Annotated in this window: 9 protein-coding genes; 4 read left to right on the top strand and 5 right to left on the bottom strand. The window is 67.3% G+C overall.

Going from position 1 to position 15,802, the window contains the following annotated elements; all coding sequences use genetic code 11:
- Nucleotides 1-126 precede the first annotated feature (126 nt).
- Together G3M62_RS04250 and G3M62_RS04245 are read left to right on the top strand one after the other, a co-directional pair.
- Entirely contained in the window at nt 127-897 is a 771-nt protein-coding gene (locus G3M62_RS04250; protein ID WP_165184992.1) for a hypothetical protein, read from the top strand.
- A 120-nt stretch (nt 898-1,017) separates the two neighbouring features.
- Nucleotides 1,018-1,806, top strand: coding sequence for a hypothetical protein (locus G3M62_RS04245; RefSeq protein WP_165184990.1), 789 nt, complete (start codon nt 1,018-1,020; stop codon nt 1,804-1,806).
- Here G3M62_RS04245 and G3M62_RS04240 read toward each other — a convergent pair.
- The 3 genes from G3M62_RS04240 to G3M62_RS04230 form a co-directional block, all read right to left on the bottom strand.
- Nucleotides 1,733-3,574, bottom strand: coding sequence for a methyl-accepting chemotaxis protein (locus G3M62_RS04240; RefSeq protein ID WP_165184989.1), 1,842 nt, complete (start codon nt 3,572-3,574; stop codon nt 1,733-1,735). The two genes, G3M62_RS04245 and G3M62_RS04240, sit on opposite strands and share 74 nt — an antisense overlap.
- Before the next feature lie 151 nt (nt 3,575-3,725).
- Entirely contained in the window at nt 3,726-4,646 is a 921-nt protein-coding gene (locus G3M62_RS04235; RefSeq protein WP_165184987.1) for a pyridoxamine 5'-phosphate oxidase family protein, read from the bottom strand.
- Nucleotides 4,647-5,261 carry a glutathione S-transferase gene (locus tag G3M62_RS04230; RefSeq protein WP_165184986.1) on the bottom strand — a complete coding sequence of 205 codons (615 nt, stop codon included), beginning with the start codon at nt 5,259-5,261 and terminating at the stop codon, nt 4,647-4,649.
- 93 nt (nt 5,262-5,354) lie between these two features.
- Here G3M62_RS04230 and G3M62_RS04225 point away from each other — a divergent pair, with 93 nt between their 5' ends.
- Nucleotides 5,355-6,251: a LysR family transcriptional regulator gene (locus G3M62_RS04225; protein ID WP_165184984.1), complete on the top strand. Its 897-nt coding sequence runs from the start codon at nt 5,355-5,357 to the stop codon at nt 6,249-6,251.
- Nucleotides 6,252-6,333: 82 nt separating this feature from the next.
- On the opposite strand, the gene rpoC is transcribed toward G3M62_RS04225, so the two are convergent.
- Both rpoC and rpoB read right to left on the bottom strand, forming a co-directional pair.
- The gene (rpoC, locus tag G3M62_RS04220) at nt 6,334-10,518 is read right to left on the bottom strand and encodes a DNA-directed RNA polymerase subunit beta' (RefSeq protein ID WP_165184983.1); all 4,185 of its coding nucleotides are present in this window, start codon (nt 10,516-10,518) and stop codon (nt 6,334-6,336) included.
- 99 nt (nt 10,519-10,617) lie between these two features.
- Nucleotides 10,618-14,700, bottom strand: a complete 4,083-nt coding sequence (rpoB, locus tag G3M62_RS04215) for a DNA-directed RNA polymerase subunit beta (protein ID WP_165184981.1) — start codon at nt 14,698-14,700, stop codon at nt 10,618-10,620.
- Nucleotides 14,701-15,131: 431 nt separating this feature from the next.
- Here rpoB and G3M62_RS04210 point away from each other — a divergent pair, with 431 nt between their 5' ends.
- Nucleotides 15,132-15,755, top strand: a complete 624-nt coding sequence (locus G3M62_RS04210) for a hypothetical protein (RefSeq protein WP_165184980.1) — start codon at nt 15,132-15,134, stop codon at nt 15,753-15,755.
- Nucleotides 15,756-15,802 lie beyond the last annotated feature (47 nt).

Here is a 15,802-nt window from a genome sequence, read left to right as displayed (position 1 = left end):
AACGCCCGCTACGTCAATGCCGAGTCATTTCGCGGGTTTGCGTCGGTTAACGGTCGCCTAACGGTCACGCCCACGTCACCTCCAGAAGCGATTTTCACCCCATCCGCTCTGGCGTGGGGTCGTCCGTTGCGTTCGTCGAAATCCGGTCGCGATCGCCTGGGCGCGGCCCTGGCCAGTCTGCTGGGGCTGACCGGGATCGCGTTGCTGATCCTGGCGCGGCCGATCGCGACGCCCTTTCCCTATCACATGCCCTATCACATGAACGGCGGACACGCGCCCGAGAGCCAGCGCGCCGTCCGCGCGGCGTCGCCCGCGCCGCCGGCCGCCCGGGAGGTCGCGGACATCGGGGACGTCGTGGATATTCCGGACGACGCGCCGCCTCGCGTCTCCCGGCCCGCCGTCACGCCGGGCCCCGCCTGGGTCGCTCCCCCGTCGCCGGAGTCCGTCGCCGTTCCCGAGGACGCCGCGTCGCCGGCGCCCGGCCCGCGTGTCCTGGCCACGATCCTGCGCGCCAGCGGCCTGGCCTGCCTGGACGGGCGCGAGGCCCTGCTGTCGCCAGGCGAGCGGGAGCTGTGTCGCGAGAGACTGGGCGCCGAGGCTTGGCGGGGTTCGTCCCTGCCCGCGATCGCCCCTGACGAACGCGCCGACTACGACGCGGCCGCCCGGGCCCAGGCGCCCCGGCGCGCCCTGGTCCCGCTCACGGCCCGGGGCGCCGGCGGCGCGTTCGACGATCGGTCCCGCGCCGGCCGCCGGCCGCGCGTGGGCTGCGCCCTGAGGTTCGGCCTCAACGCCGACCGGACGTCGGACGGCTCGACCGGCGCCCTGCGCGCGGGCCCCTGCTCCCTGCAGGCCCCGGCCGCCGCGCCGCCCGAGGCCGACCTTCGCAGGGCCTATTAGCGCGCCTGACCAACGGCCCGGTTGGCGGGAACACGCCTTCATCCCATCTTGCGTTCAGCGGCCACCGTTTCGCCACTTGCGGTCGCAAGGCTTGGCCGTTCGTCACAGTCGAGTTGGTTCTTGTCCCAGTCCACGGCCACGGCCCGTGCAAATCGATTGCGGAACGGCGCCGTCCTTTGCGGCTCGCTGTTGCTGCACGCCGTGATCCTGGCCGCCCTGGGCTGGCCGGTGGTGGCGCGCTTCCAGGATCGCTCCAGCGACGAGGACGCCATCAGCGTCACGCTGGAGCGCAGCGTCATGCCGTTGCGACCCACGCCGGAGCCGGTCGCCAGCCTCGACCGCGCCGCCGCGACCTCGCCCCTGAAGCCACGCGCGCCGCGCCTGGTCGCGCCGTCCTGGATCCAGCCGCTGGGCGTCGCGCCCGTTCCCGGTCCGCCCGCCCCCAACAATCGAGGCGCGGCCATCCATCCCGCGCCCCTGCCCGAGGGCCCGCGCGGCGACCTGCGCACCGCCCTGCGCGGCAGCGCGGCCGGCTGCGCCAACGCCCAGGCGGTCGGCCTCAATCGCCGGGAACAGGAGCATTGCGACGAGAAGCTCGGCGCGGCGGCCCGCAACGCGCCCATCTACGACGCGCCGATGGACACGGCCAAGCGGCGGGACTTCGACGCCCAGGCGATCCGCCAGCAGGCCGACCGCGCCTATCGCGACGCCCCGATGGGCGTCGGCGTCGACCATCGCAATCGCGACGATCCGGGCAAGGGCAAGGACATCCCCTGGGTGCTCGGCGCGTCCCAGGACGGCCTGGGCCGGTCGCTATCGGCCGAGCAGCAGGCGCTTAAGCGGCTGGACGATGCGCGGAAGGCCGACGAGCGTCGGAAGAAGGCCGAGCGCCAGAACGACCAGCGCTAGACCCGCCCACCTTGAAGTGGCTGACCAGGGCGGCCAGGCCCTCGACCTCGCGCAACAAGGTCATGCTGTCGGCGGCCGAGCGGTTGACCATGGCGGCGTTCTTCTGGGTGGCCTGGTCCATGTGGCCGACCGCGGAATTGACCTCCGACAGGCCCGAGGCCTGTTCGGCGGCCGAGGCGGCGATCTGGCCGATGACGCCGTCGATGGCCCCCACCTGGCCGGCGATCTTCTGCAGGGCCTCGCCGGTGCGGCCGACCAGCACGACGCCGGCCTCGACCTGGCGGGCGGAGTCGGCGATGTGGACCTTGATCTCCTTGGCCGCGTCGGCCGAACGCTGGGCCAGGGCCCGCACTTCCTGGGCGACGACCGCGAAGCCTCGGCCCGCGTCGCCGGCGCGCGCGGCTTCGACGCCGGCGTTCAGGGCCAGGAGGTTGGTCTGGAAGGCGATCTCGTCGATCACCCCGATGATCTGGGCCACCTGGTGCGAGGAGGTCTCGATGCCGCCGATCGCGTCGATGGTTTCCTGGACGACGGTGCGCGAGCGGCCGGCCTCGGCCTGGGCCTCGCTCACAGCCTCGCGCGCGCCGCGCGCGCCGTCGGCGGCCACGCGGACGGCGTTGGTGATTTCGGTCAGGGCGGCGGCGGCCTCTTCCAGGCTGGCGGCCTGCTGCTCGCTGCGGGCCGACAGGTCGCCGGCCGCGCCGGCGATGCCGTTGGCGCCCGAGGTCAGGCCGCCGACAGCGGAGATCACCGCGCCCATGGCCTGTTCCAGACGCTCGACGGCCTGGTTGAAGTCGGCGCGCAGGCGCTCGTAGTCGGGGGCGAAGGCCTCGGTCAGGCGCACGGTCAGGTCGCCGGCCGACAGACGGTCCAGGCCCTGGGCCAGGCGTGACACGACCAAGGCCTGCTGCTCGGCCTGCTGGTGATCGCGATCGGCCGACAGGCGGCGCTCGGCCTCGGCCGACTGGCGATGGGTTTCGGCCTCGGCCTCGATGCGACCCTTCTCGCGGGCTTCGTCGCGGAAGGCGTGCACGGCGTCGGCCATCAGGCCGATGTCGTCGCGGCGGCCGGCGAACGGCAGGGCCACGGTGAGATCGCCGCGCATCACGCGCTTCATGGCGTCGCGCAGGTCGCGCAACGGCGACAGCTGGCGGCGGACCATGGCCACCGAGGCGACCACGCCCAGCCCGGCCAGCACCACGCCGGCCACGGCCAGCCAGATCAGTTGGCGATAGACCGGCTGGAAGTAGTCGGCCTTGGCCACGCCGACGAACAGGATGCCGATCACCTCGCCCGAGGCGTTCTTGATCGGGTCATAGGCGGCGAAATAGGGCTTGCCGAGGATCTTGGTCTCGCCGCGATAGGCCTCGCCGCGCCCCAGCACCGCGTCATAGACCGGGCCCTTGGCCAGGGGCGTGCCGACCGCGCGGCCGCCGTCCGGCTTGGCGACATTGGTGGCGACGCGGGTGTCGCCCATGAACACGGTGGCCACACCGCCGACCAGGTCCTTGACGTGGTCGACCGTGGCGATGTCGCCGTTCAGCGTCTTGCCGCCCACCGTCAGCTTGTCGCCTTCTCGCGCGAAAGCGGCGTTTTGTCCGCCGACCGCGTCCCAGGCCACGCGCATGCTGGCCTCCTGCTGGGCCACGGCCTGGGCCTTGGCGAAGTCCAGCGAGTTCTTGCCGACGATCGCCAGCAAGGCCAGCAGCAAGGTCATGAAGGCCGCGACGACGGTCAGGCTGACCTTGGTGGAGATATCGGAGCGCATGAAGACTGCCTGATGGTAGGGGTACCATCCTTCATTGCACTGCAAGGCCTGAAGCAAGGCTTAACCTTGTAAGTCCCTTTGGTGACAAGAAAAGACCGCGACGTTGCGTCGCACAATAGCTGGGCTGAGTTGTAGGCCGCCCAACAAAATCTCAGGCTGCGGCGTTCCAGGCGGCGGTGTTCAGGGTCACCGGCGAATAGGCTCCGAACGTCCAGCGCAGCGGCAGGGCCGCCGGACGGCGCCAGGCGTGTTCGACGGTCAGCCGCCACTGACGCTGGATCAGGTCGTCGTCCGTCGGGGTCCAGTCGATCTCGACCCGCCCCTGCAGGTGCAGCAGGTCGCCGGTCTCGAAATCGACGAACAGCAGGCCCGCGCGCGGGTCGAGCACCAGGTTGCCCAGGGTGTTGAAGAACCGATTGCCCCGGAAGTCGGGGATGGTCAGCACATTGCCCGCCACCTTGACGAAGCCCGGCAGACCGCCCCTGTGCGAGATGTCGACGCCGCCGTTCTCGCCGCCACTTTTTTCGGGGCCTGCGTTGGTGGCCACGAACATGGTGTCGGCGCGGGCGATCTGGGCCAGGGCCTCGGCTGTCGGGAAGGCGATCACTTCGGCCGGGGTCGTCGAGGCGGGACCCGCCTCCACGGCCCGGGTCTGGATGTATTGCGGGCAGTTGCCGAAGCTCTGAAGAACCTCGAGCGTCAGCCCGCCCTCCCCGGCCCCGGCGATCAGGCCGTTGACGCGGTTGCGACGGTGGGTGGCGAAGTCCAGACCCAGGGCGCCGAACGGGCGGCCGGCCGCGAACAGCTCGGCCCCGGGCTCGCCGGCGCGCGGCAGGGCGGCGACGGTCAGGGTCGTGGGGTCCGGGCTTCGGATGAAGCCGGGCTGGCCGGTCAGCACCGTGGCCACGGGCCAGCCCTCGGCGTCGGTCGTGGCGATGAACAGGTAGGGCAGCAGGGCGAAGAAGTCGCGGTGCTGGTCGGGCATGAACGGCCGGATGCCGGTGAAGCCGGGCGTGCCCGTTCCCGCCAGGACCTGGGCGATCAGCTCGCCGCGGTGGAAGGGCCCGTCCATCTACGCCTCCGCGAAGTCGGGCATCGGCCGGAACCAGGGCTGGGCCTCGACCCGGGCCAGCCAGGCGCGCACGGCCGGATAGGGCTGCAGCGACACCCCGCCGTCCGGGGCGTGGGCGACGTAGGAGTAGCAAGCCAGGTCGGCGATGGTGACGTGCTCGGCGGCCAGGAAGGCGCGGTCCGCCAGATGGCCGTCCATGAAGGTCAGCACCCGGGCGGCGATGAGGGCGGCGCGAGCCGGATCGTCGGGAAAGTCGAACAGGGCGATCATCCGCGCGACGCAGGGGCCGTGCATGATCTCGCCGGCCGCGATCGACAGCCAGCGCTGCACGTGGGCGGCGGCGACCGGCTCTTGCGGCAGCCAGTCGCTGTCGGGCGCGTAGCGCTGGACCAGATAGACCAGGATGGCGTTGCTGTCGGCCAGGGTCAGGTCGCCGTCTTGCAGCACCGGGATCTGGCCCAGCGGGTTGAGCGCCAGGAAGGCCGCCGACCCGCGCACATCCTTGGGCGCATTGGCGAACCGATAGGCCAGGCCCAGGGCGTTGAGCATCAACCCCACGCGGTGCGTGTGACCCGACAGGGGCGTGCCGTGCAGGACGATGGTGGTGCCGGACATCGGAGCGCTTTCTTATTTTCGCGCCGCACTTTGACCATTGCGCTCATCGAAATGAATTTAGTAAATCGGCAAGATATAATTGCGGATTTCGGAATGGATCGTCTGGACGAGCTGGCCCTGCTGGTGGCGGTGATCGACACCGGCTCCCTGGCCGCGGCGGGCCGCAAGCTGCGGCGCTCGCCCGCCGCCATGACCCGGGCCCTGGCGGCGCTGGAGGAGCGCATGGGCGCGCGGCTGATCGAGCGCACCACCCGACGCCTGGCGCCGACCGAGGCGGGTCGCGACCTGGCCGAGCGGGCCCGGCGGCTGCTGGCCGACTACGAGACCGCCCTCCAGGCTCCCGCCCCCGACGCGGTGCGCGGCGTGCTGCGGATCACCGGCCCGACCGTGTTCGGCGGCCGACACCTGACGCCGGTCGTGGCCGACTTCCTGGCGGAGCATCCCGGCGTCCAGGCCGACCTGACCCTGCACGACCGGAACCTGGACCTGATCGAGGGCGAGCTGCACGTGGCCGTGCGGATCGGGCCGCTGGCCGATTCCAGCCTGCTGGTCCGCAAGCTGGGTCAGGTGGGGCGACTGGTGGTGGCCGCGCCCGACTATCTGGCCCGGCGCGGGACGCCGCTGGAGCCGTCCGACCTGGCCGGGCACGAGACGATCCTGACCACCGTGGTCTCGGCCTCGCCCGAGTGGCGGTTCGAGCATGGCGGCAAGCCCCGCGCCGTGCGGCTGGAGCCCCGACTGCGGGTCAACAATGTGGAGGCGGCGCTGGCGGCGATGCTGACCGGGCGCGGGATCGGCCGGGCGCTGTCCTACCAGGTGGCCGAGGACCTGGCCGCCGGCCGGCTGGTCCGCCTGCTGCCGGACTTCGAACCCCCGCCCTTGCCGGTGCAGCTGGTCACGGCGGGCGGCCGGTTCATGCCGCCGTTGGCGCGGGCGTTCCTGGACTTCGCGGGGCCGAGGCTGGAGCGGCTGGCGGTATTGCGGGGGTAGATGCTCCCCCGGAGGGGGAGGATCAAAAAGAAACGGCCCGGGATTGCTCCCGGGCCGTTCCGTTTCAGGGCTCGAAGGAAGCTTAGGCTTCTTCGGCGATGACCGCGGGCAGCGGCTCCATCGCTTCTTCGCGCTGCTGGGCCAGTTGCTCGTCGCGCTTGGCGGCGACGCGCTGCAGGCTGCGCAGGTAGGAACCCGTACCAGCGGGGATCAGGCGACCCACGATGACGTTTTCCTTCAGGCCTTCCAGGGTGTCGGTCTTGCCGTGCACCGAGGCTTCGGTCAGGACGCGAGTCGTTTCCTGGAACGACGCGGCCGAGATGAAGCTCTTGGTCTGCAAGCTCGCCTTGGTGATGCCGAGCAGCACCGGCTGGGTCGTGGCCGGACGGCCGCCGCGGGCGACGGCCTTGTCCTGCTCGACGTAGAACTCGGGCTTATCGAGGTGATCGCCCTTGATCAGGCCGGTGTCGCCGGGCTCGAGGATCTCGACCTTTTGCAGCATCTGACGAACGATCGTCTCGATGTGCTTGTCGTTGATCGGCACGCCCTGCAGTCGGTAGACCTCCTGGATTTCGTCCACGAGGAAGTTGGCCAGGGCCTCGACGCCCAGAATGCGCAGGATGTCGTGCGGATCCGGGTTGCCGTCGATGATGTACTCGCCGCGCGCGATGAAATCGCCATCGTGCACCGCGATGTGCTTGCCCTTCGGGATCAGGAACTCGACCGCTTCACCTTGATTACCGTCGGCGTCGATGTCCGGGGTGATCTTGATGCGGCGCTTGTTCTTGTAATCCTTGCCGAATTCGACGCGACCGTCCATTTCCGCGATGACCGCGCAGTCCTTGGGACGGCGGGCTTCGAAGAGTTCGGCGACGCGCGGCAGACCACCGGTGATGTCCCGGGTCTTGGCGCCTTCGGTCGGGATCCGCGCGATGACCTCGCCCGGCTTGACCATGTCGCCGTCGGCCACCGAGAGAATGGCGCCGACCGACATCAGGTAGCGAGCCTCACCGCCGTTGGCGAGGCGCACGTACGAGCCGTCTTCACCCAGCACGCCCATGGCCGGACGCAGGTCCGAGGCGCGGGCCGAGGTCCGCCAGTCGGCGATCACGCGTTGCGCGATGCCGGTGGCTTCGTCGGTTTCCTCGCGGACGGAGAACCCGTCCACCAGGTCTTCGGCGCGGATGCGGCCGGCCACTTCGGTGATGATCGGGGTGGTGTAGGGGTCCCAATCGGCGAGGCGCTGGCCGCGCTTCACCTTGTCGCCGTCCTTGACCTTCAGGCGCGCGCCGTACGGCGGCTTGTAGTTTTCGCGTTCCTTGCCGTCGACCAGGACGCTCACGGCCGTGTTGCGGCTCATGACCACCAGGGCGCCGTCCGAAGCCACAACGGTGGCGCCGGTCACGCGGACCGTACCGTCGTTGCTGCTTTCGAAGAACGACTGCTCGGCCACCTGGGCGGTGCCGCCGATGTGGAAGGTCCGCATCGTCAGCTGGGTGCCGGGCTCGCCGATCGACTGGGCGGCGATGACGCCGACCGCTTCACCGATGTTCACCGGCGTGCCGCGAGCCAGGTCGCGACCGTAGCAGGCGCCGCAGACGCCGATCTTGGCTTCGCAGGTCAGGACCGAACGCACCTTCACCGACTGCACCGCAGCGGCTTCGATGGCGTCGGCCATGTTCTCGGTCAGGTAGGTGTCGGCCGGGATGATGATCTCGCCGGTCGCCGGGTCCTTGATGTCCTCGGCCGAGAAACGGCCCAGGACGCGGGCGCCCAGCGAGACCAGCACGTCGCCGCCTTCGACCACGGCGCGCAGGGTGATGCCCCGCGTGGTGCCGCAGTCTTCCTCGACGATGATGCAGTCCTGCGCGACGTCGACCAGACGGCGGGTCAGGTAGCCCGAGTTGGCGGTCTTCAGCGCGGTGTCCGCCAGGCCCTTACGAGCGCCGTGGGTCGAGTTGAAGTACTCCTGAACGGTCAGGCCTTCCTTGAAGTTCGAGACGATCGGGGTCTCGATGATCTCGCCGGAGGGCTTGGCCATCAGGCCGCGCATGCCGCCCAGCTGCTTCATCTGAGCTTGCGAACCACGAGCGCCGGAGTGGGCCATCATGTAGATGGCGTTGATTTCCTTCTCGCGGCCGTTCTCGTCCTTATGCTTCATCTGAAGCTCGGCCATCATCTCGTCGGCGACGCGGTCGGTGGCCTTGGCCCAGGCATCAACGACCTTGTTGTACTTCTCACCCTTGGTGATCAGGCCGTCGGCGTACTGTTGCTCGTACTCTTCAGCCAGGGTGCGGGTTTCGGCGACGATCGCCTCCTTCCGCTTCGGGATGATGATGTCGTCCTTGCCGAAGGAGATGCCGGCCTTGGCCGCTTCCTTGAAGCCCAGACCCATGATCTGGTCGGCGAAGATCACCGTCGCCTTCTGACCGCAGTGGCGGTAGACGACGTCGATCAGGTTGCCGATTTCCTTCTTGGTCAGCGCCTTCTCGATCAGTCGGTGACCGATCGCGGTGTGCTGGGGCAGAAGGGCGGCGATCTTCATCCGGCCCGGGGTGGTGTCGATCACCCGGCGACGGACGACGCCGTCGGCGTCCATTTCCGTGAAGCGCGACTTGATCTTGGCGTGCAGGCTGACGACGCCGGCGTCCATGGCGGCTTCGATTTCGCCCAGGTCGGCGAAGATCTTGCCTTCACCCGGCTCGCCGTCGCGGGCGACCGACAGGTAGTACAGACCCAGGACGATGTCCTGCGACGGCACGATGATCGGGCGACCGTTGGCGGGCGACAGGATGTTGTTGGTCGACATCATCAGGACGCGCGCTTCCAGCTGGGCCTCGAGGCTCAGCGGGACGTGAACGGCCATCTGGTCGCCGTCGAAGTCGGCGTTGAAGGCGGCGCAGACCAGCGGGTGCAGCTGGATGGCCTTGCCCTCGATCAGCTTGGGCTCGAAGGCCTGGATGCCCAGACGGTGAAGCGTCGGCGCGCGGTTCAGCATCACCGGGTGCTCGCGGATCACCTCTTCGAGGATGTCCCACACCTGGGGCTGTTCGCGCTCGACCATGCGCTTGGACTGCTTGACGGTGCCCGACAGGCCCTTGGCGTCCAGGCGCGCGTAGATGAACGGCTTGAACAGCTCCAGGGCCATCTTCTTGGGCAGGCCGCACTCGTGCAGCTTCAGGTCCGGACCCACGACGATGACCGAACGGCCCGAATAGTCGACGCGCTTGCCCAGCAGGTTCTGACGGAAGCGGCCTTGCTTGCCCTTCAGCATGTCGGCCAGCGACTTCAGCGGACGCTTGTTGGCGCCCGTGATCACGCGACCGCGACGGCCGTTGTCGAACAGGGCGTCGACCGACTCCTGCAGCATCCGCTTTTCGTTGCGGATGATGATGTCGGGGGCGCGCAGCTCGATCAGGCGCTTCAGGCGGTTGTTACGGTTGATGACCCGGCGATACAGGTCGTTCAGGTCCGAGGTCGCGAAGCGGCCGCCGTCCAGCGGCACCAGCGGACGCAGTTCCGGCGGGATGACCGGGACGACCGTCAGCACCATCCACTCGGGACGGTTGCCCGACTCGGAGAAGGCTTCGAGGATCTTCAGGCGCTTGCTGAACTTCTTCTGCTTCATGTCCGACACGGTGCCGGCCAGCTCTTCGCGCAGGCGATCGGCTTCCTTGTCCAGGTCGATGGCTTTCAGCAGGTTCTGGACGGCTTCGGCGCCGATCTCGGCGGTGAAGCTGTCGTCGCCGTATTCGTCCTGGGCGCGCATGAAGTCGTCCTCGCTGAGCAGCTGGTGCTGCTTCAGCGGGGTCAGGCCCGGCTCGGTGACGATGTAGTATTCGAAGTACAGGACCCGCTCGATGTCCTTCAGCGGCATGTCGAGCATCATGGCGATGCGCGAAGGCAGCGACTTCAGGAACCAGATGTGGGCGACCGGCGAGGCCAGTTCGATGTGGCCCATGCGCTCGCGACGGACGCGGGCCAGGGTGACTTCAACACCGCACTTTTCGCAGATGATGCCCTTGTACTTCATGCGCTTGTACTTGCCGCACAGGCATTCGTAGTCCTTGGTCGGGCCAAAGATACGGGCGCAGAACAGGCCGTCACGCTCGGGCTTGAACGTGCGGTAGTTGATGGTTTCCGGCTTCTTGATCTCGCCGAACGACCACGAGCGGATCTTTTCCGGCGAGGCCAGCGAGATGCGGATCTGGTCGAAGGTCGGAGCGGCCTGGACCGGATTGAAGATGTTCAGGACTTCCTGGTTCATCTTGGTTCCTTCTGCGGGACTACCCGCGAAAATTCAAAGTTGGAAAGCGGCTGAGCGAAGGCCCCTCCCCGCCTTTTCAGGCGGAGAGGGAGGTTCGGATCAGCTGTTCTCCAGCTCGACGTTCAGGCCGAGCGAGCGCATTTCCTTGACCAGCACGTTGAAGCTTTCCGGGATACCGGCTTCGAACGTGTCGTCGCCACGGACGATCGACTCGTAGACCTTGGTCCGGCCGGCCACGTCGTCGGACTTCACCGTCAGCATTTCCTGCAGGGTGTAGGCCGCGCCGTAGGCTTCCAGAGCCCACACTTCCATTTCCCCGAAGCGCTGACCGCCGAACTGGGCCTTACCACCCAGCGGCTGTTGCGTGACGAGCGAGTACGGACCGATCGAACGGGCGTGGATCTTGTCGTCGACCAGGTGGTGCAGCTTCAGCATGTAGATGTAGCCGACCGTGACCGGACGCTTGAACTGGTCGCCGGTCTGACCGTCGAACAGGATCGACTGACCCGACGGGTTCACGCCCGCCATGACCAGGTGGTCCTCGATGTCGCTGATCCGGGCGCCGTCGAACACCGGCGTGGCGATCGGAACGCCCTTGCCGAGGTTGCGAGCCAGTTCCACCAGACCCTCTTCGGTGTCGGGCAGTTCTTCGTCCGGGCCGTAGATCTCGGTCAGACGATCGACCAGGGCCTGCTTCTGACCGCCGGCCTGCCAATCTTCCAGCAGGTTGGTGATCTGCTTGCCGAGGTTGGCGCAGGCCCAGCCCAGGTGGGTTTCGAAGATCTGGCCGACGTTCATGCGCGAAGGCACGCCCAGCGGGTTCAGAACGACGTCCACGTGCGTCCCGTCGGCGAGGAACGGCATGTCCTCGATCGGCAGGATGCGCGAGATGACGCCCTTGTTGCCGTGACGGCCGGCCATCTTGTCGCCCGGCTGAAGCTTGCGCTTCACGGCCACGAAGACCTTGACCATCTTCATCACGCCCGGGGGCAGTTCGTCGCCGCGCTGCAGCTTGTCGACCTTGTCCTCGAAGCGACGGTCCAGACGCTTGCGGTTCTCGTCGAACAGACGACGCAGGCTTTCCAGTTCGCCCATCGCCTTCTCGTCCTCGAGGGCGATCTGCCACCACAGACCCGGCTGGACTTCAGCCAGGCCCTCGGCGGTGATCGCGCCGCGCGACAGGCCCTTGGGGCCCGACAGAGCGACGTTACCGATCAGCAGTTCGCGCAGGCGACCCGAGATGTTGCGGTTCAGGATCGCAAATTCGTCGTCGCGGTCCTTGCCCAGACGGTCGATCTCGGCGCGTTCGATGGCCAGGGCGCGTTCGTCCTTGTCGACGCCGTGACGGTTGAACACGCGCACGTCGACGATCGTGCCGGCGACGCCCGGGGGCAGGCGCAGGCTGGTGTCGCGGACGTCAGAGGCCTTTTCGCCGAAGATGGCGCGCAGGAGCTTTTCTTCCGGCGTCATCGGGCTTTCGCCCTTCGGGGTGACCTTGCCGACCAGGATGTCGCCCGGCTGGACTTCGGCGCCGATCGCCACGATGCCCGCTTCGTCGAGGTTGCGCAGGGCTTCCTCGCCGACGTTGGGGATGTCGCGGGTGATTTCTTCCGGACCCAGCTTCGTGTCGCGGGCCATGACTTCGAATTCCTCGATGTGGATCGAGGTGAAGACGTCGTCACGGACGATGCGTTCGGAGATCAGGATCGAGTCTTCGAAGTTGTAGCCGTTCCAGGGCATGAACGCGACGAGCGCGTTGCGGCCCAGGGCCAGTTCGCCCAGCTCGGTCGACGGGCCGTCGGCGATGATGTCGCCGGCCACGATCTTGTCGCCCACCTTCACCAGCGGACGCTGGTTGATGCAGGTCGACTGGTTCGAACGCTGGAACTTCGACAGACGGTAGATGTCGACGCCCGAACGGGCGGCGTCGGTTTCTTCCGTGGCGCGGACGACGATACGCGTACCGTCGATCTGCTCGACCACGCCGGTGCGCTTGGCGATGACCACGGCGCCCGAGTCACGGGCGACCACGGCTTCCATGCCGGTACCGACCAGCGGGGCGTCGGACTGCACCAGCGGCACGGCCTGACGTTGCATGTTCGAGCCCATGAGGGCGCGGTTGGCGTCGTCGTTTTCCAGGAACGGGATCAGGGCCGCGGCCACCGACACGACTTGGCGCGGCGACACGTCCATCAGGTCGACTTGCTCCTTCTGGAGCAGGGTCGGTTCACCGTTGATCCGGCCGGGGACCAGATCGTCGACGATCTCGCCGTTCAACACCGCGATGTTGGACTGGGCGATGACGTGCTTCGACTCTTCCATGGCCGACATGTAGACGACCTCTTCGAGCGGCTTGCCGTCGGCGACGCGACGGTAGGGGCTCTCGATGAAGCCGTACTTGTTCACGCGGGCGTGGGTGGCCAGCGAGTTGATCAGGCCGATGTTCGGGCCTTCCGGCGTTTCAATCGGGCAGATGCGGCCGTAGTGCGTCGGGTGAACGTCGCGAACTTCGAAGCCGGCGCGCTCGCGGGTCAGACCGCCCGGGCCAAGCGCCGAGAGACGACGCTTGTGGGTGATCTCCGACAGCGGGTTCGTTTGGTCCATGAACTGCGACAGCTGCGAGGAGCCGAAGAATTCACGCACCGAAGCCGCGGCCGGCTTGGCGTTGATCAGGTCGTGCGGCATCACGGTGTCGATGTCGACCGACGACATGCGTTCCTTGATGGCGCGTTCCATGCGCAGCAGGCCGACGCGGTACTGGTTTTCCAGCAGCTCGCCCACCGAACGGACCCGGCGGTTGCCCAGGTTGTCGATGTCGTCGATTTCGCCGCGACCGTCGCGCAGGCCGACCAGCAGCTTCAGTACGGCCAGCACGTCTTCCTTGCGGAGCACGCGCATCTCGTCCGAAGCGTCCAGCTCCAGGCGCATGTTCATCTTCACGCGACCAACGGCCGACAGGTCGTAGCGCTCGGCGTCGAAGAACAGCGACTTGAACATCGCTTCGGCGGCTTCGACGGTCGGCGGCTCGCCCGGACGCATCACGCGGTAGATGTCGAACAGCGCGTCCTCGCGGACGGCGTTCTTGTCCACGCGCAGGGTGTTGCGCATGTAGGCGCCGACCGTGACGTGGTCGATGTCCAGCACGTCGATGGTGCTGAAGCCTTGGTCGGCCAGGGCCTGGATCGAGGTGACGTCCAGCTCGTCGCCGGCTTCGGCGTAGATCTCGCCGTTCTCGAAGTTGACCGCGTCGCGGGCCAGATAGCGGCCCGTCAGGGCTTCCGGCGCCAGCAGCAGGGTCTTCAGGCCGCCGTCAGCCAGCTTCTTGGCCTGGCGGGCGGTGATCTTGGTGCCGGCCGGGGCCACTTCTTCGCCGGTGTCGGCGTCGATCAGGGCGAATTCCGGCTTCACGCCGCGCCAGCGCTCGGGCTTGTACGGGGTGGCCCAGCCTTCGGCGCCGGCGGCGGTGCGCTTCTCGAACGGGACGACGTCGTAGAACGTCGTCAGGATCTCTTCGCCGTCCATGCCCAGGGCATAGAGGAAGGTGGTGGCGGGCAGCTTGCGACGGCGGTCGATGCGGACATAGACCACGTCCTTGGCGTCGAACTCGAAGTCCAGCCACGAGCCGCGGTACGGGATCACGCGGGCGGCGAACAGCAGCTTGCCCGAGGCGTGGGTCTTGCCCTTGTCGTGGTCGAAGAACACGCCGGGCGAACGGTGCATCTGCGAGACGATGACCCGCTCGGTGCCGTTGACGATGAAGGTGCCCTTGTCGGTCATGAGCGGGATGTCGCCCATGTAGACGTCCTGCTCCTTGATGTCCTTGACGGACCGGGCGCCGGTTTCTTCTTCGGTTTCGAACACGATCAGGCGCAGCTTGACCTTCAGCGGCGCCGCGAAGGTCATGTCGCGCTGGATGCACTCTTCAACGTCGTACTTGGGCTCTTCGAATTCGTACGAGACGTATTCGAGCACCGCGCGCTCGTTGAAATCCTTGATCGGGAACACCGACTTGAAGACCGCCTCGATGCCCTCGTCCTTGCGCACGCCCGGACGGACTTCGCGCTGGAGGAACTGTTCGTAGGAGGAGCGCTGAACCTCGATCAGGTTCGGCATCTGCACAGCTTCGGGGATGCGGCCGAAAGACTTCCGGATCCGCTTCTTGCCGGTGAAGGATTGCGCCATGTTTTTTCCCTGCGGCGCGGAACAGAGTCCGCGCGTGAATTCGAATGCCTTAGCGTCCACCCTCGCCGTTCTCTTCGAAAGAGAACGCTGGACGCTGCAATTCCCCTATCGAGCGACCGGGACCGGAAGCTTGATGGGCGCCCCTTCGCGCGGGTCGGAGGGCAGCTGACCGCGCCTCGGGGCGTAACATGCGGACACACGCGTGCGTGTTCCACCGAATGTCTTCGTGAACGGGCGGATATAGGACAACCCGCCGAGGTTGGAAAGGGGGTTTATCCACAAAAGAATGCGCAGACCGGAGGAACCACCGGCTTCTGTCCGGACGCCCGCCCCGGGGCTCGCTCGTGACGGCGCAAACTCCCGCATAGGCAGCATCTTGGCTTTTGTCGCCCCATAGGTAGATTTACGTGAACGAGGGGAAGAGGCGTCGAATGTCGGAAATCGCGTTGCCCACCAAGCCATGCCGGGCTTGCTGCTACGACATGCCGGCCAAGGCGAACAAGTGCGTCAAGTGCAGCAGCCTTCAGGACTGGCAGAGATACCTGACGTTCAGTTCGAGCATCCTGGCGCTGCTGACCGCCCTGGTCAGCGTGTCGACCTTCGCCATTCCTATCTGGAAATCGGCCTTCGCCCCCTCAATCGTTCCCTTCATTTCTGTAAACCGCATGAACTTGGACAGCTTTCTGGTGTCCATCGGCAACGACGGGGCCTCGCCCATGGCGATCAAGGACTTTTTCCTGGAATTGCGTGGGCAGGGCGACCTCAGGATCACCGTTCCGCTTCAGGTCACCGGCAACAACGGCCAATTGGTCGTGGACGGCAATAAAAATATCGCCGCCACACTGGTCTTCATGGAGTCGGGGGATAGCAACTACGACAAGGTCCTGCTCGAGCGGATCAACTCCGACGACAACCTGTCCAGTTCGGGGACCTGCAGCATCGTTGGCGGCTTTTCAGATCTGAAGGCGCCGTCGGCCGTGACCGGATCCGCCCTCGTCAACTGCATGAACGCCAAGATGATGCTTCGCCACAAGTTCGGACGAGACAGCCAATAGGCCACGACCGACTGAGAGCGGCGCGCCAAGGCGCCGTCCTCAGTCGA

The sequence above is a fragment of the Caulobacter soli genome, assembly GCF_011045195.1.
GTDB classification, from domain to species: domain Bacteria; phylum Pseudomonadota; class Alphaproteobacteria; order Caulobacterales; family Caulobacteraceae; genus Caulobacter; species Caulobacter soli.
The sequence above is the reverse complement of the archived record's forward strand: the minus strand, read 5'-3'. Positions and strand labels throughout refer to the sequence as shown.

Excerpts from the sequence above, each read along its gene's own strand:
- G3M62_RS04240 (WP_165184989.1), bottom strand. The coding sequence starts at position 3,574 with ATGCGCTCCGATATCTCCACCAAGGTCAGCCTGACCGTCGTCGCGGCC.
- G3M62_RS04235 (WP_165184987.1), bottom strand. The coding sequence starts at position 4,646 with ATGGACGGGCCCTTCCACCGCGGCGAGCTGATCGCCCAGGTCCTGGCG.
- G3M62_RS04230 (WP_165184986.1), bottom strand. The coding sequence starts at position 5,261 with ATGTCCGGCACCACCATCGTCCTGCACGGCACGCCCCTGTCGGGTCAC.
- G3M62_RS04225 (WP_165184984.1), top strand. The coding sequence starts at position 5,355 with ATGGATCGTCTGGACGAGCTGGCCCTGCTGGTGGCGGTGATCGACACC.
- rpoC (WP_165184983.1), bottom strand. The coding sequence starts at position 10,518 with ATGAACCAGGAAGTCCTGAACATCTTCAATCCGGTCCAGGCCGCTCCG.
- rpoB (WP_165184981.1), bottom strand. The coding sequence starts at position 14,700 with ATGGCGCAATCCTTCACCGGCAAGAAGCGGATCCGGAAGTCTTTCGGC.
- G3M62_RS04210 (WP_165184980.1), top strand. The coding sequence starts at position 15,132 with ATGTCGGAAATCGCGTTGCCCACCAAGCCATGCCGGGCTTGCTGCTAC.